This window comes from Metabacillus sp. YM-086 (assembly GCF_048059995.1).
Taxonomy (GTDB): Bacteria; Bacillota; Bacilli; order Bacillales; family Bacillaceae; genus Metabacillus; species Metabacillus litoralis_B.
In genome coordinates this window covers 48,633-68,902 of the sequence record NZ_JBLUOI010000021.1, presented here as the reverse complement: position 1 = coordinate 68,902, position 20,270 = coordinate 48,633, and the positions used below count along the sequence as shown (strand labels likewise).

Sequence of the window (20,270 nt, the reverse complement as noted above, 5' to 3'; positions counted from 1 at the left end):
CTTTTGTTATGTCAGGTGGGACAGAAGGGATTTTAAGCCCGCATTTTACAATAGTGAGCAGAGATACAGAAAAATATGAAGTAACGTCTAATAAAAAAGCCCTTTCTATAGGGATTGCAAAGACACCTATTATACAAGCTGAAGATCTTGGAAGCAAGAATCAAGTGATGGCAGTTGCACAAGCAGTAGAAGAGGCGATGAGAGATGCAAACATTCATGAATTGTCAGATATTCATTTTGTTCAAGTGAAATGCCCTCTTTTAACCTCCTCCAAAATAGAAGAAGCGAAAAAAGACGGAAAAGTGATCGTGACAGATGATACGTATAAATCAATGGGGTATTCTCGCGGAGCATCAGCCTTGGGTGTTGCAGTCGCTCTTCGTGAAATAAGTCGAGAGGAATTACTAGAATCAGATATTTGTCATGTATGGGAAAAGTATAGTGAAGTCGCTTCTACATCTGCAGGGAGCGAATTAGATTATTGTGAAGTGATTGTCTTCGGGAATTCAGCTCAAGCTGAGGGACCGCTATTTATCGACCATGTTGTGATGAAGGATGCAATAGATGGTGCGGTTGTAAAAGGAATGATTGATAAGTATCCGAAGGACAGAATTATTCAGTTGTTAGCGAAAGCCGAAGCTGACCCAAGTGGATACACCAGAAATCGACGTCACACAATGTTGAATGACTCAGATATTAATCATACTAGACATGCACGTGCTGTTGTTGGGGGTGTGCTTGCTTCTATATGTGGAGACCCAATGATTTATGTATCTGGTGGTGCGGAACATCAAGGGCCTTCGGGCGGAGGACCAGTAGCTATTATTTTCTCATCGAGTGAATGATTTAACCGAAAATTAGGAGGACAAAAGAATGATGAAAGCGAATGCAACAAAGGTAATTGTAGGAGATAAATTAAACTGGGAACTAATGCCGAATCATATTAATCTATATCACCGTGAAATTTTGTCGGCAAAAGAAGCGGATTCTATGGAAATTAGTGCAAGTTCAATACTTTGGGAAAAAATTGATGTTGGTGGCCAAGTACTTCCTCATTATCATGATGTAGTAGAAGTGATTCATATTACAAAAGGAAAGGTAAAGGTACTATGTAACGGTGAATGGAAGTCTCATAAGGCAGGTGACACAATCCAAGTTCCTGCTGGTGCTCTTCATTCTGTTGCAAATGATGATAGTGAAGCAACCGAGCAAATTAGCATATTTATTCCAGTTCAACAAGAGCTTAAGTCAAACTCCTTTTTTGACACTGTCATTGTAGATGAGGATCAATATCCTAAAATGTGAAAGTTGTGATGACACATGGACAATAACAATACAGGATTTACATGCGCTGATGTACTATTAATTCCGCATTTTAGTGAATCTATTGTGCTGGCTGGTGCAAAGGGGATGCAAAATAACATTACTCGTGTCAATGTAATGGAAGTGCCGGATGTTGTAGATTGGGTACGCCCTGGCGAATTCTTAATTACAAGTGGTTTCCCATTTCAGGATCATCCAGAAATGATCACCGACCTCATTCCTCAGTTGGTTGATAAGGGTGTATCTGCATTTGGTATTAAATCAAGACGATACATTGATAGAATTCCAGAACGTGCCCTTGAATTAGCAAATCAATTAGGTTTTCCGATATTCGAACTTCCTCCCTCAACATCCTTTTCAGATGTCGTGAGAGAGATTATGGAACGGGTGCTTGTTCAAGAAGCAAGAAATCTATCAATTTTACAAAGTCGTGTACAAATGATGTCTAATAAATTACTAAATGGCGAAGGGTTAGAAGAGTTTCTGCATACTCTAGACGGCATGCTAGAAAATCCAGTTATGATTGTTGATGAGGCGAATCAAATGATCTTGTCACCCCAAGCTATTGAGTTAAATGGAATGTTAAGTGATTCTGTGTGGCTTAATAAAATAAGGGAAGATAGTAAAGATGGTGTTTCCTTTATTCATATTAACAATCGAAGGATTCGAGTCTATATCGTAAGAGTTAATACAAAACGGGGGAACAACTCACTCTTGATGTTATTTGAATGGAGTAAAGAATATACGATCGTTGATCAACTTACAATTGACAGGGTTAGTATATTGGTAGGACTTGAAATGATGAATATCCACGCACGAAAAGAAGTGGAATTCAAATACATTGATCAATTTTTACAAGATTGGCTAACAGGAAAAATTGCTAACTTAGTAGATCTGCAGATGCGAGCAGAAGCGTGTGGTTACCCGTTTGACAATTACTCACCTTTTATAGTGGGAATTATCCGTTGGAGACAAGAAAGGAAAAATACGTTTCAATTACAAAAGATGATCAGTCAACATCGACAAACATTATTAATAGAAGGGATTCACCTTACCTTGCTAGAGGGTGAACTTGTCTTTTTATTTTCCCATAATAGCCAAACAGAAGTAGATAGAATTCTTCATCTCATCCAAAAACAATTGGGAGCAGACAGTCAATTGTGTATTGGTAAAACGGTAAAAGATGCGGACAATGTAAACTTAAGTTATATCGAGGCGAAAAAAATATCACATATTTGCCATGTGTGCAGGCTTGAAGATGTAATAGTTAGGTTTGATCAATTAGGAGTTTTTCAATTGCTCTACTTACTGCCTGAATGTGAAGAGTTAGAAGGCTTCCGAGAAAGATATATTTACCCTATAGTCAATTATGATAAGAAAAATAAAACAATCCTAATAGACACACTACAAGTTTATTTCAAACATAACAAAAATTATAAAAAAGTGTCAGAAGAACTGTTTACACATTACAACACGATTATTTATCGGATTGAGAGAGTTTTCGACATTCTAAATCTAAATATAAATGATGGAGATCATATGTTACTCCTGCAACTAGCTATTAAAATTCATGAGATGAGCCCGGGGGCAAACTCAGGAAGAAATCAGGATGCGATGGTTAACAATTTGAATGGATAATCACGAAGGTCAGGGGGAGAGATCCTGGCCTGTTTGTTAATTTCTTTTATAGAATTTTATGCAGCTCTGCGAGTTGCATCCTGTTGTAGAGTAAAAAATAAATCTAAAATCAATGGGGGTGTAAAAGGGTTTATCAAACCTAGTGCATATCTCTTTGTTGAGCATATATAAAAAATAAAGAATGCCACTAGTTGGAATTGTCGAAGGTTGATAGATTTTTGAATAGAAGGGTTGTGTTAAGATAAGATTGCAACTAAATATTGTGAGGGTGGTTGGTTGTCAGTCTTCTTTCCTTAACGGAAAGGGGGTGATAATCATGGAAACATTTCTTGAATTCTTACGGGAAGTTCTGAAGGGAATTGTGCGGGAGGTAAGTGCTTATTTCTTTCGGAAAAACGTATTAGAAAATAAGAAAACCACCCCGCGCCGTCACAAGCAAAAGGGTGGTCCTCAAAAATAAACAATTATTTTGACAACCACTACCCTGACGGTAGAAGTTGCAGGGAGAAGTGTTAGCGCACTTCTCCTTTTATTATATGTCTATTATACAAAAAATTATTCCATTAGAGAAGAGAGAGGCTTCACGGACTATTTTGTGCTTCCTCCAATAAACACAAAAAAACTTGATGATACATCACTAATCAATCTTTCATTTTCTAATTTTATAAAGATGGTAAAATTTTAAGAATAAGTTGTACACTTATAAATCTGGGTAGCTAGAAGAAATGTATTTAGTTAGAAGTCCTAATGTCTGCCCTTTAAAGAAATCAGGCACCGATTGACCATCAGGATCAGCGTAATAATAAGCACCTATCTCTTCATTGTAATAATAACCTAGCTCTATTAATGATTCTTGCAATTCACTTGGAAGCTCATCCAATCCAGTACGATTCTTAAAATAGTCTGTTGGATAAATCTTCACATCAACATCATCGTCACTTGTATGAACCACGAACAAATCTTCACTCGACTGATTAATCCATTGCCCCTTCGAAAATAGTCCTATTCCAGAATTCTCTAATGTAGAAATACCATCTAAATTCGTGCCAAATATAAAATTAATGGCAACTCTTATATCACTCGGAGCTAACTCGTAATGATAAGATTCCAGGTACAAATCCATAACTTCAGATTTAGAAAGGTTGTGAATATAGGAATCTATATCTTCCACATCTACTATTTGTTTTATGGCTTTTGTTATCTGATCAGGATAAACACTCTGTTTCGTTCCAGCTCCTAAGTCAGAAATCGCATCAAGGTCAATTTTATAAATTTGATGAACCATTTCTCTTACCCTTGAACCTGTTAAATCCTTTGGAAAGCTTCTTATATATGTATCCATTGCATTTACTTTCGACATATTCTCAATCTGTTCTGTTATTTCAGCAGGTGTTAATCTTCCGTGATTCTCTATTCTGAGTGTTAGACTAATCCCTTTTATTATGTCTGCTGGGTATTTGGTCATTTCAATATTTGCAAGCTGTGGTTGCTTAGAATTTGTTGCTTCACTGATAGTTGGTGTTATGAGAATTGAGGATGTAACTAGTAATAAGGTTGAAGCTTTTAATAGGGAACTTCTTAGTTTTTTTGTTGGTGATTTCATAAGTAACCTCCTAATAAAGGATATTTTTATCGATATGATAGAAATGTTTTCCAAAGTTAATTTTATAGGAAGGATTAGTCAAAATCTATCATTTTTCGAGGTTAGAGATAAAAACAGATACACTCAATTTTAGCGCTTATCATTATTATTGCTAGGTAAAAAAGCATAACAAATACCTAGTAAAATTTTATCGATAATTGTAAAATATTGTTACGAGACTAAAAGATAGATAAGAAGAGGATAGTTAATTATGAAGTGTAGCTGTTGTAACGGTTTTGATAGTATGGCGAAATACATGTATGTAGATAAAAATAATAACTTCTTCACAGAAGGTCAGTTAACGGCATTTAAGGTTCTTCATCCGGAAGATAAGAAGGCAAGCTTCAAAAGATTGGTTGTATGTGGCATTTGTTATGAATCTGTTAGTAGTCAATCAACCAAGCTGCCACAATTACGAAACACATCCCCTAGACCATCGTCTAAAAATAAAAAAGATCCCAAAAAGATAAAAAATTATTATATCTGTCCTTTTTGCCATACCGCAAATGAGCCACTTCGCAATACTTGTAAAAAGTGTTCGCGCATTCTATTTAGCACAGAATATGAAACGAAGAGAGTTCCTACTAGTACACTAAGTAGAAAAAGAACTATCATGTTCCCAAAGGGTATCATCATTATGATCGGGATCGTCCTTATAGCTATCTATATTTTAAATAAGAACGATACGAACCTAAGTAACCTACTACAAAGTGCAAAAGAAAAAGCTACCTTTGAAAGCACAACTTCAACATTAAAACAAATCAGTACATACGAATGGCCAGACGGATCTAAATATACAGGTGAATTTAAAAATGACCAGCCTCATGGTAAAGGAACCTTAGAATGGGTGAATGGCGATACTTATATAGGAGAATTTCTAAATGGTCAGTTAACCGGGCGTGGTAAGCTAGTGTTCGCTAATGGAGCGATCTATGAAGGAACATTGGTAGATGGAAAGCCGCATGGTGAAGGGGCTATGAAATATCCAGATGGATCTACTTATTCAGGTATGTGGGTGAATGGGGAGCGGGAATAGGAGATCAAAGGTTAAAAAAGCCAAGGGGACAGGTCCCTTGGCTTCTTCGTGCGGAATTTCCTTGATTGAAAGATCAGTTTGGTCCAAAATTTAAGTATCTCAGATCATTCAATTCTATTTATACAACTCAGCGACGCTCCTAATTGTTTAGAACGACAACCCATCAACTACTCATTCTCTCAATCAACGTCGGATCCAGCTTAATCTGTACAGACTCTGACGAAACCTCATTCTCCATCCTGTCTACCAGGATATCAATGGTTGTTTTCACCATCTCTTCAATCGGCTGATGAATACTGGAAATGCCCATTATTTTAGCAAGATACGTATCGTCAAATCCGATCACACTAATATCCTCAGGGACCTTTATGTTCCTCTCTCTAGCGGCTTTCATAAATTCTAGTGCCATAATGTCATTGTTTGTAAATAGACAGGTGAAGTCGAGGGATTTCACCTTGTTTAAGTAATCTTCGATGTCACGTCTCATTAAGAAATTGTTTTTTGATGTTTCTTCGAGCTGAATGTAATTCTTTTGGTCGAAGCTGAAGCCGTTTTCATATAGGGCACTTTTATAGCCGAGAAATTTATCATCATCAGGGTTGGTTCCAACATATCCAAAGGTTTTATGACCGGCGTGGATGAATTTTTCACCTACAATTTTACCTGCTTTCATGTGATCAAGTCCCACGCTATCAAGTGGCTTGCGGTTTTGTGTCATGACGATTGTCGGAATGGCGAGCTTACTAATTCGCTGGATGTTATATTCACCAGTTGGAACAAGAATTATTCCGTCAACCTGACGGGCAATAAAGTTTTGAATGCTTTCCCATTCTGTGATGGGATTATGCTTGGAATTATGCAGTAAAATACTGTAACCAATTTTTCTGGCTTCTGATTCGAGTGCATCAACTAACTCGACGAAATATGGATTATAGGTTTCTGTTAAACATACTCCGATAATATTTGATTGACTCTTTTTTAGTGTTTGTGCAGCTTTGTTTGGCACATATCCTACTTCTTCGATGACTTGAAGCACCCGTTTCATGGCCTCTTCATTTACTCCTGTATTACCGTTTATCACTCTTGATACAGTTGATTGGGAAACGTTTGCAAGTTTAGCGATTTCTTTCATTGTTAATTTATTCATTGTGCTCCTCCGTTGTGAATACGTATTCTTATATATGAATAGAATGAAGTCATTCATTTGCTTTTTGAGTATAATATATTGTTATTATACCATATAAAAATCAAGTATTAGAAAAATCAGGTTATAACATAAAGATCACTGAAAACGCTTTAAATTACGTATTGACTTTTATATACACCTAGCGTAACATGAAAACCAGGAAACGTGAATACGTTTTCACCAATTATTCAGACTGGGGGGTCTATGAAAGTATGAAAAAGCTATTTTTGTATGTTTCTATGTTGGTTTTATCTTTCTCGTTAGTTGCGTGTAGTTCAAGTGAAACAGGTGGTAGTGATGAGAATATTGTGATTTGGACACAGGCTGCTGCTGATCATCCTGAGGGAAAAATGTTTGCTGAACGAGTAAAACAGTATAACGAGGAGCATCCTGACAAGCCTCAAGTTGAAATTCAAAACATTACACGTGCAGGAGCAGGATCTGGTTATATTGATAAGCTGAATGCAGCCATTACAGCGAATGATATGCCTGATATTTTTACATTAGATGGTCCTGATATTGCTGCGTACGTAGATTCTGGACTTCTTGGTGAATTAGACGATTATATGAGCGATGGGTTTAAAGAAGGATTTACTGAATCTATCATTGCTCAAGGTACAGTTGACGGAAAGTTTTACGGAATGGGTTATTCAGATTCAGGGGTAGCGATTATGTATAACGAAGATATGATGAATGCATTGCCTGAAGATATAAAAGAATTAGTACCTGCAGCTGATGAGGATTGGACATGGGATCAATTCACGGAACTTGCTAGAAAGGTAGATGATTTTGCAAAAAGTTCAGATGATCCTGCCTTTAAAGATTATGAAAGTGCAGTAAGTTTGCTATTGCCAGATATTACAGCAGGTGCATATGAAACAGGAACGTATTACTTTACACCAGTGCTTTGGGGCAATGATACAAACATTGTGGATGAAGATGGAGTAACAGTAGATGGTGTATTAAATAGTGAGAAAAGTGTAGAAGCTTTAACGAAATTTGCCAAGTTATTTGAGGAACCACAGCTTGCGAGTGCATCTGAATCAGAAAAAGCCTTTCATTCTGGGAAAACGGCTTTATCTGTAAGTGGTTTCTGGTATGTTAGTGAATTAACAAGTAACTATCCTAATCTAAAATTCAAAACAGTTCGTTATCCTAAGATGAATGAAGACTATAATGGCTTATACACTCCATCAGGAAGCTGGGCATTTGTGAGAAACGGGCAAGAGGAAGATGAAGAACGTATTAAGCAGGTTGTTGAAGTGATGGAATGGCTAAACAATGATGAAGCATCAGAGGAATATTATCACGCGAATGGATCGATCCCTACTCGTGTAAATTCTATTGATGTCATTGATACGAATACTGACAATCCTTATCATAATGAAGCTTGGTCGGTGTTGAAATATCAAGTTGAAAATACAAATAAATCTCGTCCTGTTTCACCAGGATATCCATACTTATCTGAAACATTTGCGAAAGATGTGATTTTAAAAATCGGCCAAAATAAAACAACAGATCCAGCGACAATTAAAGAATACTTAGATGAAGCAGTGAAAAAGATTGATATAGAGTTTGAGAAATATAAAAAATAACTAGCTGGAAATGAGGTGAGGTGCTGACCTCGCCTCTTCCATACCATAAAGACCTTGGTAAAGGACCAAGCGAAAAAGGGTGTGATGTGATGAAAACAGTAAAAAATTTCGTGAAGATAAGAAATACAACAGAGCACTATCGAAATAGTGAACATTACAAAAAAGGTGAAGTAGTTTCAGCATTTGGTTTTCTGACTCCTGCAATGGTACTTGCCATTTTATTTATTGTTTTACCTATCATTCTAGCTTTTACGTATGGATTTACAGATTACTATTTATTAAAACCTAATGATAAGCAATTTATTGGCTTGGAAAACTTTAAACGAATGCTAACAGATGAAGTGTTAATTCAAAGCTTTTTAAACACGATTAAATTTGTGGTGTTTGTTGTTCCACTTCAGCTTGCTATGGCGCTTGGCCTAGCATTAATCATTAATAGAAAAGTGAAGGGCGTAGGCTTTTTTCGAACAGCGTACTTTTCACCAGCTGTGTTGTCCCTCGTTGTTATTTCCATTCTTTGGACGGTCATGTTAAACCCAACCTCTGGATTAATCAATGAAATATTGGTGAATATAGGAATTCCAAAGCAGCCCTTTTTATCAAGTGCAGACCAAGCGATGTATACCATTGTAGTGATCTCCGCATGGTCAGGCTGTGGATATCAAATGATGATCTTCTTGGCAGGATTAAAAAATATTGATGGAAGCTTATATGAAGCAGCTGACATTGATGGGGCAAATGCGTTTCAGAAGTTTTTATATATTACCATTCCTTCATTAAAACCCATATTACTGTTTTTAGTGATCACAACAACGATTCAAGCATTTAAGCTAATTGTCCAACCGATGGTCATGACCGGTGGTGGACCAGATTATTCAACAATGACCATTCTTCAATATATCTATGAATATGGATTTAGACATCGAAACATCGGATATGCCAGTGCTGTGACTCTTGTGTTTACAATTTTCCTAGTGTTTGTTTCGATGGTGATTAAAAAATTATTTAGAGAGGAGCGGGCAGCATGAAGATCATCAAAAAACTATTATTTTATATCCTAGCAACCTTAATTGCCCTGCAATTTTTAATTCCTCTGCTATGGATGGTGCTATCTTCTTTTAAAATTGACGAAGTTATTTACAGAGATATTGGGTCCATTTATGCAATTTTGCCAAGGTTTTCTGATCTATCGTTAAAATCTTATACAGAATTACTAGGATTTTATAATATCTTTAAAAATGTTGGAAATAGCTTGATTTATGCATCCTTAACAGTCGTGTTTGGATTAACGATTAATTCCTTAGCTGGATATGCTTTAGCACGATTTGTATTTCCGTTTAAAGATTGGATTTTGATTTTTATTATTGCGTTGATGATCGTTCCGATTGAGGCCACCATTCTTCCTTTGTTTTTAGTTGTTAATGAAATGGGATTAATCAACACTGTTCCAGGCTATTTATTGCCATTTATCGTGAATGTGATGAATATTTTCCTATTTAGACAGCACTTTCTATCTTTCCCAGGTGAGTTAATTGAATCTGGAAAAATAGATGGATTAAGTGAGATTGGCTGCTTTTTCCGAATTGTGATCCCTTCAAGCTTAAACATGTATATCACCGTAGGAATCTTAACTTTCTTAGCATCTTGGAATGATTTCTTATGGCCGGTTATGGCTCTATCAAATGCAGACTTAATGCCAATTCAAGTGGCGTTAAATGCAATTTTCAGTGATACGTACAATATTTACACAAGTCATATCATGGCTGCGTTAACGATCGTGACGATCCCGATTGTTGTTTTATATATTATTTTCCAAAAGTATATTGTAGAAGGCTCGATGCAGAGTGGAATTAAATAAGCGAGGTGCAAAATGAATAAATTACAAAAAGCAAATGACTATATCCAACAAAACAAAAACAACGTAAATAACCGTCCAATTTATCATTTTTCACCTGAAATTGGATGGATGAACGACCCGAATGGCTTTACTTTTTATCAAGGAAAATACCATTTGTTTTACCAGTATAACCCTTACGATATCGTCTGGAGTGATATGCATTGGGGGCATGCTGTAACAGAGAACTTCATTGTCTGGGAATACCTCCCTGTGGCGATGGCAAATGACAAAGCCTATGATGCGAATGGCTGTTTCTCAGGAAGTGCAATTGAAAAGGATGGAAAGCTATACGTTATGTACACGGGTCATGTTGATCCGAATCTAGGCTTTGACAAAGTAGAATCAGAGATTTCAGAACGCCAGTGTATTGCGATATCTGAAGATGGCATCTCTTTTGAAAAACATAAGCTAAACCCTGTGATCGGTGAAAAGCAGTTACCGGAAGGGTATTTAATATGTGACTTTAGAGATCCAAAGATTATTGAAGTGAATGGTGTTTATTATTGTGTATTATCTGTTCGAAATGCGCAAAGGCGCGGCGAGATCATTATGTTTAAGTCGCTAGATTTAGTTCAATGGACCTTTCATTCATCAATCTTTCAATCTAGCTTCGAAGAAAACAAATTATTAGAATGTCCAGATTTGTTTAGTGTTGATGGGAAGGATGTTCTTTTATTCTCTGAAATGCCTTGTGATTCAGAGTATGCAAAGGATGTACAAAATACAACCGCTTATGTGATTGGGGAGATGGATTTTGAGAAAGGGATTTTCACCCCAGAACACAAGGGCTTACTAGACTATGGGCAAACCTTTTATGCACCCCAATCAGCAGAGGGGAAGGATGGAGAACGATTGTTAATCGGATGGATGCATCGCTGGAACCAAGAGAATCCACCAAAAGAATATGGATTTAATGGGATGATGTCATTACCTAGGAAATTAAACGTGATCAACGGACAGCTTGTTCAACAGCCTTTTATTGATACACAGAACTACTTTTCTCCTTCTGTTATTGGTGAGAATGTGCATTTGGGAGAAGAAGAAATACTCATCGAAGGGAAAACAACAGGCTTTTTGGAAGTCGTTGTGCCTAAAACAAGTGGAGAACTCATAATTAAGCTCAATAAGGCCGAAGAAAAGTCAACAAATATCAAAATAGATGTTGAAAAGAATGTTTTGCTCCTATCATCAGATTATGGTGATGAAGGTAACAACATCAATCTGGAGGAACTATCGTCAAACAGCAATGAAGATCTCACACTATCTATCTATACCGACTTACATTCTATTGAACTATTTATTAATTCGGGAGAAAAAGTAGTCAGTTTTACGGCTTATGATCGGGACAAAGGGGAGGATATTATGTTGGTTGGTGGAGAGAGTTCAGTGTTGAAGAAGGTTGTTTATGGAAGTAGGTAGATTTACGAATATATAAAGAGATAGTAAAGGTGTAGAGCGTATAAAACTAAATGCTAAAAGAACTTTAATAAAAACTAGGGACGTCTTTCATTTGTCCCTAGTTTTTTGTTGAGAACAAGATCAATTTATATTAATAAATTTCCTTTGAAAAATGCTTTTTTAGGTTATCTAGCGCATTCCTTCGCCAAGCCTTCACGGCTGAAATTGAAACTCCTTCTTCCTCAGCAATTTCAGTTGGTGTATACCCATAAAGACAGTAACCATTCACCCATTTCATTTGATTTTCTGTAAGGTGGGAGGATAGCTTCTCTATTACAGTCTCCCAGTAAACATCTGAAGCTCGATCATTACTAACTTCATCTATATCCCAGAACGCCTTAACTTGATTGTCTCTTTCAAACTGTCTTTTATCCTTGGAAAGAGCCATTTTCATATGACCAAGAATATAAGAATAAGCATAAGACTTAAATTCCCCTTTTTCTTTATTAAATCGAAGGAAGGCCTCCCATAATGCAATACTTCCTATTTGATAATAATCTTCTTTATTATTGTAAATGGACAATCTTTTCATAGCATGATAAATCATTGGCTCGAATTGCTGATGCACTTCCTCATATTCCAATTCACTGCACATGTAAGAATCCTTCTTAAGAATGCATTCTTATTTGTATTCCGCGGTAAGTTGAGAATATCAAGCTATGACTCTAGTGGGTAATTGGCATATGAAGCAGATAAGGGGAGATTTTGCTCTGTTATGGCGTACATTGCCTAGGGTATATAGATCATGTTGAAGAGGTATTGGAAGGGGGTTTTACAAATATGATCCTTTTTTAGATTTTATGACCTATCTGAAAATTTGCCGCATGTTAGATAACAAGAAGACCACCCTTTGCTTTTAAGAGTGGTCTTCGACATTATCAATATATGGGCAACAACCAATCTAATAGCAGAGGTTGCTTCCTTAACTCTTTTCAGGTAGCGGTCCTAATAAAATCCCATGATCATCAAGAAAGTCTTTAGTTCTATTAATTACTCCTCTAAGCTGGAAGACAATCTTCCAGTCTCGAAAAAAGACTCATAGAGGTTCCGGATTTCTGGTTGAGCAATCGATGCTGAGACATATGAAATGAGAGATGGATCCTCGACATTATTCAGTTCTGAAAATAAATAGTCCATTTTTCTTTTTCCTTTAATAGGCTCAATGAGTAGCCCCCACTTTTTGATAGCGAGCTCTAGAGTTGTAGAATTATAACGAATCAAATTGTACTGCTCGGTGAATCTGTTCATTAACAGAGTAACAGTATCAAGCGAGTAATCTAATTCAAAGGCAATTTGCTTTTTTGTAATCTGATAGATTCCAATATGATTTGTACTTGAATTCGTCAGAAGATATAAGTAAAAAAGCTTATCCTCTCTGTTCACTAAAGATGTATTCTTCCAAAAATCAGTATTTAACATTTGTCCTGTTTTCATTTTAACCACTTTCCCTTCTTCTCAACTATTATTTTCATAGACTATATATAGAAAAATGGAGAAATAGTAGCGTGTGTTTTACAAAAAAATAAAAAATTGTAATTCTGGATTTTGATTCATATGAAATTTCAGCACTTAATCATGAAAGTAAAAGGTTCCCTTGTTAAAACAACTTGTTATGCCTCTATTTTTAAACTCTAAAGAAAGAAACCACCCATAAAATTACAATGTCAGAAAACCTAACAAGCCATTTGATTAATAGTTAGAAAATTCACTATACTTAGTCATGTTAGATTTAATCACATTTATTTTATACGGTAGTATCTAGGTTTGTTAGTTTTAAAAATAGGAGGTAGGTTCATGTTAACGTCAACAACGGGATATATGATATTACTTATTTTCGGTGTGTTTTTTACTGGTTTGACAATTATTATGCAGCGTCGTTCGAAGACAAAGATGACAGCAGAGGAATTTAGTACGGCTGGGCGAAGTGTGGGAATTGGGCTAGCTAGTGCATCCATTATTGCAGCTTGGACATGGGCAGCAACGCTGATGATGTCTTCATCAACAGGATTTCAATATGGTATTAGCGGTCCTTATTGGTATGCGGCAGGAGCTTGTATTCAAGTATTGTTGTTTGCCATTGTTGCGATTCATTTAAAACGAAAGGCGCCAAAGGCACATACGTTTTTAGAGTTTATCGGAAAGCGATTTGATCAGAAAAATCATAAACTAATGATGTTTTTTGCTCTTATGACAAATATTATTGTAACAGCGATGGTTATTTTAGGCGGCGCAATTGCTTTAAATTCATTAACAGGAATGAATGTTTATGTGGCTGCACTTCTCATTCCACTTACATTTACAATCTATACGATGATTGGCGGCTTAAAAGCATCATTTATTGCAGATTATTTAAATACGGTCATGATTTTTGTTATTTTAACGATCTTTGCAACAGTTGTGTATATGAAGTTTGGTACAACAACAATTTATGAAGGGTTACGCGCTTTACCAGAATCACAGCAAATGCTAACGATGGCGTCAGTACCGGGACTTCTGTTTGGAATGATAAATATTATTGGTAACTTTGGTACTGTGTTTGTTGATCAATCGTATTGGCAACGTGCGATCGCGAGTAAAGATAGTGCAGCATCGAAAGCATATATTTACGGAGGGATTGCATGGTTTTCGATTCCGTTTGCGATTGCAACATTCTTAGGGGTAACGGCAGCCGGACTTGGGTTAAATATCACGGATCCGGATGCATCTGCACCGTTGATGGCAGCGGAATTACTAGGTAGCGTAGGTTCGATTTTGTTTTTAGTGATGTTGTTCATGGCCGTTATGTCGACAGGGGCAGCAGAGCTAACAGCTATTACAAATATTATTGTCACAGATATTTATCGTAAATCGATTAATCCAACAGCTAGTAGTGAAAAAACATTAAAGGTGTCACGTATTGTTACATTAAGCTTCGGACTTGCAATGGGTATTTTATCGGTTTTACTGTTTAATATTGGAATCGGTCTAGGCTTTGTGTATATGGCGATGGGGATCTTTGTAAGTGGTGCGGTTATTCCGTTAACAATTGGTCTTCTTTGGAAACGTGCAACGAACAATGGCTGTTTTTATGGGGCTTTAGCTGGAATGGTGTCTGGTATTACCGTTTGGTTACTTTCTGCTAATATGCTATCCGGAGAAATTACAGTCGAATCACTAGGTCAACTACATGCAATGTTGTACGGAAATGTAACGGTGTTTGTTGTGAGTGGAGTGATTTCAATAGGTCATGCCTTAATTTCTAAACAAGAATTTGATTTTGACGCAATGAAGGATCAATTCAAAAGCTTTGATGAAGAAGAGAAGGAACTTCAACTAGCAACAGAAAGAGAGGTTATTTAACCATGGAAGATAAGCAATTGATGAAAGATGCCAAGATGTGCACGCGCTGGGCGCTAGGGTTAACGTTTATTCTGATCTTTGCTTTCCCAGGTACCATGTTTTTGACGGGCTACAATTATACGCTGCAGTTTTTCAAAGGCTGGACGTATCTTGCCTTTGGTTGGTTAATCATAGCGGGACTTTATATTTCAATTCGGCCGTGGGTGGAGGTTTATTTGGAAAAAAGACAATAAAAGGTGCAAAAAAAGTAGGTGGTGCCATTTTAAAGGCGCCACCTACTTTTTTACCACAATCCTCGAAGAAACCCAACCAATCTTACCTGACGGTGTTTCCACCTTCAACCATCGTATCCCAGTATCATCATACTCTTCCTCACCGAGGTATGTGACAACCTCTCCGGACGAGAAATTTCCAACAATTTTTCCCTTTAGAGATGGAGTTGAGCGGATGTTTCCACCTTCTTTAAAGTCCTTTGTTAATACAAATTCGATTGGATTTATTTTAGCAGTCGCTTGATTTACCCCACCAAGAATCTTATTTTGTGTATCACTTAATTGAAATCCGAGCTCTTTTTCTACCTTTTCCGTTGTGACCCAATTGTCAAAGCGATGCCATGTTTCTGAATACGACGCAGTTGGATTGTTAACAACCGCAAGAGGCAGTAAAATGGCTGCCATGATCGCAAAGGTTCGCACAATTCGATTTGCTAGAATGCTATTTCTCTTACGTTTTCTTGAGAGATCTTGTATCTTTGTTAGTGCCTTTATGAGCAGGGCAAAAACCTCTTCAGTTGCTTCTATCCAAACTGGAATATAGTAGGTTCCGTTCTCTCTTTGTTTTGCTAAATATCTATGAAATCCTACCATCACCGGATAGGAAAGCAGCTCGACTCCCTTTGTTAAAAGAATTGCCGTCCATTGAATGAGTTTCGGTGTTAGTCGAATGATGATTGGCCGTGCTACAAGTATGACTAGAAAAACAGTAAGACCAATTCGCAGCCATATGGGCAGTAGGGCTAGAGGGACCCATAGCCAGAATACTTGATTAATAATCGATTCCACTTGTATGACTCTCCTTTTGTGAATCTCTACCTCTCAAGAGGAAAATATAGGTTCATTTTTGTCAGCTGTCTTCTTGCTTCAACCTCATCTACAGTAGGATCCAACAGCATGGTTCTAACCTGCTCCTGAACTTCCATCCGAAATCTTTCTTCATTCGCAATCCGATTTTTTATAATTTCAGCAGCTGCTTCGTTTTTCTCAGCAATAAGCAGGGCATTAAAAAGATTACCAGATTTAATTTCTTCTTGAATTTGTGAGGCGATAAAACGGGCATCCTCAAGCTCATATTCTTGCAAATATCGTTTAAGCTCACGATTTTTGTCCACTTCACGGAACATTTTATCGTGCTCTTGATCACTACTGCTTTGCTTCACAAGAACATTGATATCAGAAACAACAATGCCAACCTGCTTAAGGCCTGTCACCATTGATGAGTGCTCGTGAAGGTCCTCAATATGCTTTTTCACACGTTTAATGTCTTCAATTGAATAATCAACTGTGATTTCTTCAAGCCAATATGGGAGCTTTTTCTTAATAAACGCAACAATTTCTCCGGCTCCTTGCTGCACAAGAGAAATAGGATCAACAACCTTGTAATCTATAGATAAATCAATCTGAAAGCTACGGCCGCGGTCAAGTGACGGATACTCACTAATATCTTTAAAGTTCTGGACACTCATATCGACAATATAAACTTTTGTATATTTACCTGCGCGTAAATCACTTCGAGAAAGACGATCTCCGTTCTTAACAACCTCATAGTTATGCTCAGCATTTTCATAAACAAATGCTTGATTCATAGACGAAGCGGGCGGTTTTTCAAAAAAACTAAATTTAACGGGCTGTACTTCAATTAGATTCATATGTAACCTCCTGTATTCGAAAGCTAGAAAAACTACCTTGAAAAGATGTATGATGCTCGTTCGAGAGTTATGACTGAAAGTTGTCCGTTAGACGGAATTATTATAGAAGTATTATACAGAAACGGAGGCGAAGTTCCAAGATGGTGTGACTTATAAGGTTGTGAGATTGCGAGGGTTTTGTCGATTTTTGTAGAATTGCAGATAAATCGGTAAAATCGAAGATAAAACCTTCAGAATCGAAGATAAAGCCAAAAGAACATGTTAAAGCGGTTTGTATTTGCCTGTAAATCACTAAGTTTCTATGTTCCCACAGCCCTCATTGCCCCTCAATTTCTCTATTATTCAAAAAAAGAGGCTAACAGAAATCCTGTCAGCCCCAACTCCGATTACGAAAGCACAACATCAGCAACATTACGTTCCACGATCCTAGCTCCTTTCTTAGAAACAAAGTCTCCTCCAGTCGAGAAGAAAATGTTCGCGGAAACGATCGTATCCATGACTGTGTTTAATGCAGCCGTATCAACAGGCTCAATCGGTGAGTCGATGTTGATTTTAACTGCTTTTCCTTCTGTATTTAAAAATTGCAGTTCTAACGTTTTTGCCATAGTATGTCACCTCCTTTCCTAGTAATCTACCGGAGCTTAAACTGTAAGCTGATGTGTGTCGCTGCGCTCAACAAGTGTTAATGTTTCGGTTTGTAAGCTAGCGATTGCTTGTGCAACTTGAAGTAATTGATCTGGTGTTGCTGATGTTTTCACGTTGTTGTAGCTTTTACGTTTAGTGAGTGGTTTGCCATTGATGTCCATCCCCATGTCGTAAATTAGGCTTAAGTTAGAATCTAAGATTACTTGATTTGCCATCCTGATCACCTCCTTTCACCTTCTATATATAGAAAAAGGAGACTTGGGTAGCGTGTGATTTAAAATTTTTTTATAATATAGTAAATTTCCATAAAAAGGAGTACTGATTCATGTTCCCTTCAGTCATTACGCAACGAGATCAAGATTATCATCTAATAGACACAAGCTTATCTCAATCACAAATAAAACAATTACTTCTATCTAATCCATACGATATTTTTGCAGTTGTAAACGAAAGTCATGAACAATCTGAAGAAGACATGTTCACAACCTTTCTAGTGGTGCATTCAGCTGAATTTGATAATAGAGTCATACTTTACGATATTTCGAGACAAACACATACGACCATTACAACCGAGATCTTTTTTCTCTCAAAAGGGTACATAGAATTTATTGATGTGGGTATGGTTGATCGCTACCCGGTGAAGTTGTACAAAAGGATAGGTGCGGAATGAAAACCTATAAAAGTGGACGACAAAAGCTGTTATATGATCCTTGTAGACAGGTTTTCCTGCAGTATACCCCTGAAGAAGAAGTAAGACAGCAGTTACTACAGGTTTTGATCGAAGAAATGGAGATTCCTAGAGATTCAATAAGTACTGAATTTGCTCTCAAACAAATAGATCACACATCTAAGCAAAGAGCGGATATCGTAGTTTGGCATAAAGATAGAGAAGGTAAAGAGCATGCCTTATTAGTCTTAGAGTTGAAGGCAAAACATATAGAATTAACTGATCATACGCTAGAACAAGTAAAAGCCTATAATAAAGTCCTTAAGGCTAAATATATTGGCGTTGCAAACGGTCAAACTATAGAACTATATGAAATACAGGGAGAAAAAACAATTCCTTTAACGAAGGAGCTTTATACATATTCTGAGCTCATCAAAGGAAAAGTAGAATATACTTCATTTCGACCTTTGCGGCGTCTAACATATGATTTGACTACATACGATCGATATGTTCAGTTTTTGCTTGATGCGGGGTATATTGGTGAGGGGACGCCGGCTGATATGCACCCATTTCTCTCGGAGTTGCAAAATTATATTTTATGTGGAGATATTACGATTAGTGGGAAATATCAGTCAAAAATAGAGGAAGACCTATCTTACGGTTATTTTTCATTTGGCAATGCAAGTGGAGGAACTTTTCCGGGATATTATCGTAGCTTTATTGTTAAAAATTTTGACGGGAATCATGAAATCTATAGAATTGCCGTCTTTGGAACACCAGCTTTCGAGAACGACCTTGTCTATGGTAATCGCGCAGGAAATACTTATCTAACTGTTGCAAGAGATAGATCTGGTGACTCATCAAATATTCTGCAGCTTAATGTTGATCAGTTTTTCCACAAACGTCAGAATGATTATGATGTTTTCCATAACGGCAGAAGAAATGGATTTAAAAACAGTGAAGTGATTGCTCGTGTCGAAAAGCATGTGCCCGATTTGATTTTAGGTGGACGAGTCTATTTAGGCTCAATTCCTAGAGGGCGATCCATTACGAGTGATGACTGCTCTGATTTTATTGAGAGGTTAATAGAGTATGCGTCTATTCGAGCGAGTTTAACAAAAAAGAGAAAGCGGAAGTAGAAGAGAGTGGAGTCTATGTATCACTCTCTTTTGTAACGTTTAGATTGTTTACGTCTAATCAAATTACCCCCAGAATGTGAAACTTCCACATAAAATATTCGTCTAATCAAATAGAGAAAGGGGAGAAAGATAAAATGAAAATCCACAAAACATTACTTGCCCTTGCTTTATTTATGTCGTTATTATTCGGCTGTAGCAATGATGAGTTTGATACCGATAGTATTCAAAATTACAAAGGTATGATAGCAAGTGAAAAGACATTACCAGCTGATTTTAATGAGATTGCCTTTGTGAGAGAAACTGGACCAATGTTTGAATACATGGTGAATAAATCTGTTAATTCATCAGAATTTGAACAAACATGGGATCTGTATGGGTTTGAGAATGAACTACCAATCGTTAACTTTAAAGAAAAAGATGTTTTTTTCATTGGGGTTACTGAATCCGGCAGTTGTCCCTATAAGATTCAAAATGTTGAATTAAGCTCTGACAACAAAACTATCACAGTGCCTTTATCTGAACCAGAGGGGCTTTGTACTTCTGACGCAACACCTAGAACATTTGTCATTCAAGTTGATAAAGAGGCATCTGAGAAAATAGGGAATGTAGTGATTGCTGAAAGTGGTTATGAAACGAAGGTGCCTTTTGAATAGTAGGTTTTGGATAAATAGAGGAAGTAGTCTATTCTTAATAGGTTCAGTTTTAAGAGATGAATTTAATTAACAATACAAATAATAAAATATCCATAAGTTTCAAGTTATTTTAGCAGTTAAGCAGCGAG

At 36.8% G+C, this 20,270-nt stretch carries 22 protein-coding genes; 14 read left to right on the top strand and 8 right to left on the bottom strand.

The window, feature by feature from the left end; translation table 11 throughout:
• From ACEWK1_RS11420 to ACEWK1_RS11405, 4 genes are all read left to right on the top strand, one after another.
• The coding region (locus tag ACEWK1_RS11420; RefSeq protein ID WP_416636303.1) for a ring-opening amidohydrolase at positions 1 to 845 on the top strand (845 nt) is incomplete at its 5' end.
• Positions 846 to 873: 28 nt separating this feature from the next.
• Complete coding sequence (locus ACEWK1_RS11415) at positions 874 to 1,305, top strand: cupin domain-containing protein (protein ID WP_416636302.1); 432 nt, start codon at positions 874 to 876, stop codon at positions 1,303 to 1,305.
• A 15-nt stretch (positions 1,306 to 1,320) separates the two neighbouring features.
• Positions 1,321 to 2,961, top strand: a complete 1,641-nt coding sequence (locus ACEWK1_RS11410; protein ID WP_416636301.1) for a PucR family transcriptional regulator — start codon at positions 1,321 to 1,323, stop codon at positions 2,959 to 2,961.
• Between the two features lie 316 nt (positions 2,962 to 3,277).
• A complete protein-coding gene (locus ACEWK1_RS11405) occupies positions 3,278 to 3,421 on the top strand; it encodes a hypothetical protein (RefSeq protein ID WP_416636300.1) in 144 nt (47 codons plus the stop codon).
• A gap of 240 nt (positions 3,422 to 3,661) precedes the next feature.
• Here the strand turns inward: ACEWK1_RS11405 and ACEWK1_RS11400 are convergent, their stop codons facing one another.
• Positions 3,662 to 4,564, bottom strand: coding sequence for a hypothetical protein (locus ACEWK1_RS11400; RefSeq protein ID WP_416636299.1), 903 nt, complete (start codon positions 4,562 to 4,564; stop codon positions 3,662 to 3,664).
• Positions 4,565 to 4,814: 250 nt separating this feature from the next.
• Between ACEWK1_RS11400 and ACEWK1_RS11395 the strand changes: the two genes are divergently transcribed.
• Positions 4,815 to 5,639: an MORN repeat-containing protein gene (locus ACEWK1_RS11395; RefSeq protein WP_416636298.1), complete on the top strand. Its 825-nt coding sequence runs from the start codon at positions 4,815 to 4,817 to the stop codon at positions 5,637 to 5,639.
• Between the two features lie 163 nt (positions 5,640 to 5,802).
• Here the strand turns inward: ACEWK1_RS11395 and ACEWK1_RS11390 are convergent, their stop codons facing one another.
• Positions 5,803 to 6,786 carry a LacI family DNA-binding transcriptional regulator gene (locus tag ACEWK1_RS11390; protein WP_416636297.1) on the bottom strand — a complete coding sequence of 328 codons (984 nt, stop codon included), beginning with the start codon at positions 6,784 to 6,786 and terminating at the stop codon, positions 5,803 to 5,805.
• A gap of 251 nt (positions 6,787 to 7,037) precedes the next feature.
• On the opposite strand from ACEWK1_RS11390, the gene ACEWK1_RS11385 reads away from it, so the two are divergent.
• The 4 genes from ACEWK1_RS11385 (at position 7,038) to ACEWK1_RS11370 (ending at position 11,736) form a co-directional block, all read left to right on the top strand.
• Positions 7,038 to 8,420 (top strand): ABC transporter substrate-binding protein, encoded by a 1,383-nt coding sequence (locus ACEWK1_RS11385; protein ID WP_416636296.1) that lies wholly within the window; start codon positions 7,038 to 7,040, stop codon positions 8,418 to 8,420.
• Positions 8,421 to 8,509: 89 nt separating this feature from the next.
• Positions 8,510 to 9,448: a carbohydrate ABC transporter permease gene (locus tag ACEWK1_RS11380; RefSeq protein WP_416636295.1), complete on the top strand. Its 939-nt coding sequence runs from the start codon at positions 8,510 to 8,512 to the stop codon at positions 9,446 to 9,448.
• Positions 9,445 to 10,278 (top strand): carbohydrate ABC transporter permease, encoded by an 834-nt coding sequence (locus ACEWK1_RS11375; RefSeq protein ID WP_416636294.1) that lies wholly within the window; start codon positions 9,445 to 9,447, stop codon positions 10,276 to 10,278. The genes ACEWK1_RS11380 and ACEWK1_RS11375 overlap by 4 nt, the downstream gene beginning before the upstream one ends.
• Positions 10,279 to 10,290: 12 nt before the next feature.
• Positions 10,291 to 11,736: a glycoside hydrolase family 32 protein gene (locus tag ACEWK1_RS11370; RefSeq protein ID WP_416636293.1), complete on the top strand. Its 1,446-nt coding sequence runs from the start codon at positions 10,291 to 10,293 to the stop codon at positions 11,734 to 11,736.
• A 130-nt stretch (positions 11,737 to 11,866) separates the two neighbouring features.
• Here ACEWK1_RS11370 and ACEWK1_RS11365 read toward each other — a convergent pair whose 3' ends face one another.
• Positions 11,867 to 12,370 carry a sigma-70 family RNA polymerase sigma factor gene (locus ACEWK1_RS11365; RefSeq protein WP_416636292.1) on the bottom strand — a complete coding sequence of 168 codons (504 nt, stop codon included), beginning with the start codon at positions 12,368 to 12,370 and terminating at the stop codon, positions 11,867 to 11,869.
• A 395-nt stretch (positions 12,371 to 12,765) separates the two neighbouring features.
• Complete coding sequence (locus ACEWK1_RS11360) at positions 12,766 to 13,209, bottom strand: hypothetical protein (RefSeq protein WP_416636291.1); 444 nt, start codon at positions 13,207 to 13,209, stop codon at positions 12,766 to 12,768.
• A 360-nt stretch (positions 13,210 to 13,569) separates the two neighbouring features.
• Between ACEWK1_RS11360 and ACEWK1_RS11355 the strand changes: the two genes are divergently transcribed.
• Entirely contained in the window at positions 13,570 to 15,114 is a 1,545-nt protein-coding gene (locus ACEWK1_RS11355; protein ID WP_416636290.1) for a sodium:solute symporter family protein, read from the top strand.
• A gap of 2 nt (positions 15,115 to 15,116) precedes the next feature.
• The gene (locus ACEWK1_RS11350; RefSeq protein ID WP_416636289.1) at positions 15,117 to 15,347 is read left to right on the top strand and encodes a hypothetical protein; all 231 of its coding nucleotides are present in this window, start codon (positions 15,117 to 15,119) and stop codon (positions 15,345 to 15,347) included.
• Positions 15,348 to 15,389: 42 nt separating this feature from the next.
• Here the strand turns inward: ACEWK1_RS11350 and ACEWK1_RS11345 are convergent, their stop codons facing one another.
• The 4 genes from ACEWK1_RS11345 to ACEWK1_RS11330 form a co-directional block, all read right to left on the bottom strand.
• Positions 15,390 to 16,175, bottom strand: coding sequence for an SH3 domain-containing protein (locus ACEWK1_RS11345; RefSeq protein WP_416636288.1), 786 nt, complete (start codon positions 16,173 to 16,175; stop codon positions 15,390 to 15,392).
• 26 nt (positions 16,176 to 16,201) lie between these two features.
• The gene (locus ACEWK1_RS11340) at positions 16,202 to 17,038 is read right to left on the bottom strand and encodes a hypothetical protein (protein ID WP_416636287.1); all 837 of its coding nucleotides are present in this window, start codon (positions 17,036 to 17,038) and stop codon (positions 16,202 to 16,204) included.
• Positions 17,039 to 17,424: 386 nt separating this feature from the next.
• Positions 17,425 to 17,643 (bottom strand): DUF2922 domain-containing protein, encoded by a 219-nt coding sequence (locus ACEWK1_RS11335; RefSeq protein WP_416636286.1) that lies wholly within the window; start codon positions 17,641 to 17,643, stop codon positions 17,425 to 17,427.
• 36 nt (positions 17,644 to 17,679) lie between these two features.
• On the bottom strand, positions 17,680 to 17,898 hold the full coding sequence (locus ACEWK1_RS11330; protein WP_416636285.1) for a DUF1659 domain-containing protein: 219 nt from the start codon (positions 17,896 to 17,898) through the stop codon (positions 17,680 to 17,682).
• A 110-nt stretch (positions 17,899 to 18,008) separates the two neighbouring features.
• On the opposite strand from ACEWK1_RS11330, the gene ACEWK1_RS11325 reads away from it, so the two are divergent.
• From ACEWK1_RS11325 to ACEWK1_RS11315, 3 genes are all read left to right on the top strand, one after another.
• Positions 18,009 to 18,353 carry a hypothetical protein gene (locus ACEWK1_RS11325; protein WP_416636284.1) on the top strand — a complete coding sequence of 115 codons (345 nt, stop codon included), beginning with the start codon at positions 18,009 to 18,011 and terminating at the stop codon, positions 18,351 to 18,353.
• Positions 18,350 to 19,489 carry a type I restriction enzyme HsdR N-terminal domain-containing protein gene (locus tag ACEWK1_RS11320; RefSeq protein WP_416636283.1) on the top strand — a complete coding sequence of 380 codons (1,140 nt, stop codon included), beginning with the start codon at positions 18,350 to 18,352 and terminating at the stop codon, positions 19,487 to 19,489. The genes ACEWK1_RS11325 and ACEWK1_RS11320 overlap by 4 nt, the downstream gene beginning before the upstream one ends.
• 134 nt (positions 19,490 to 19,623) lie before the next feature.
• Positions 19,624 to 20,142 (top strand): hypothetical protein, encoded by a 519-nt coding sequence (locus ACEWK1_RS11315; protein WP_416636282.1) that lies wholly within the window; start codon positions 19,624 to 19,626, stop codon positions 20,140 to 20,142.
• Positions 20,143 to 20,270 lie beyond the last annotated feature (128 nt).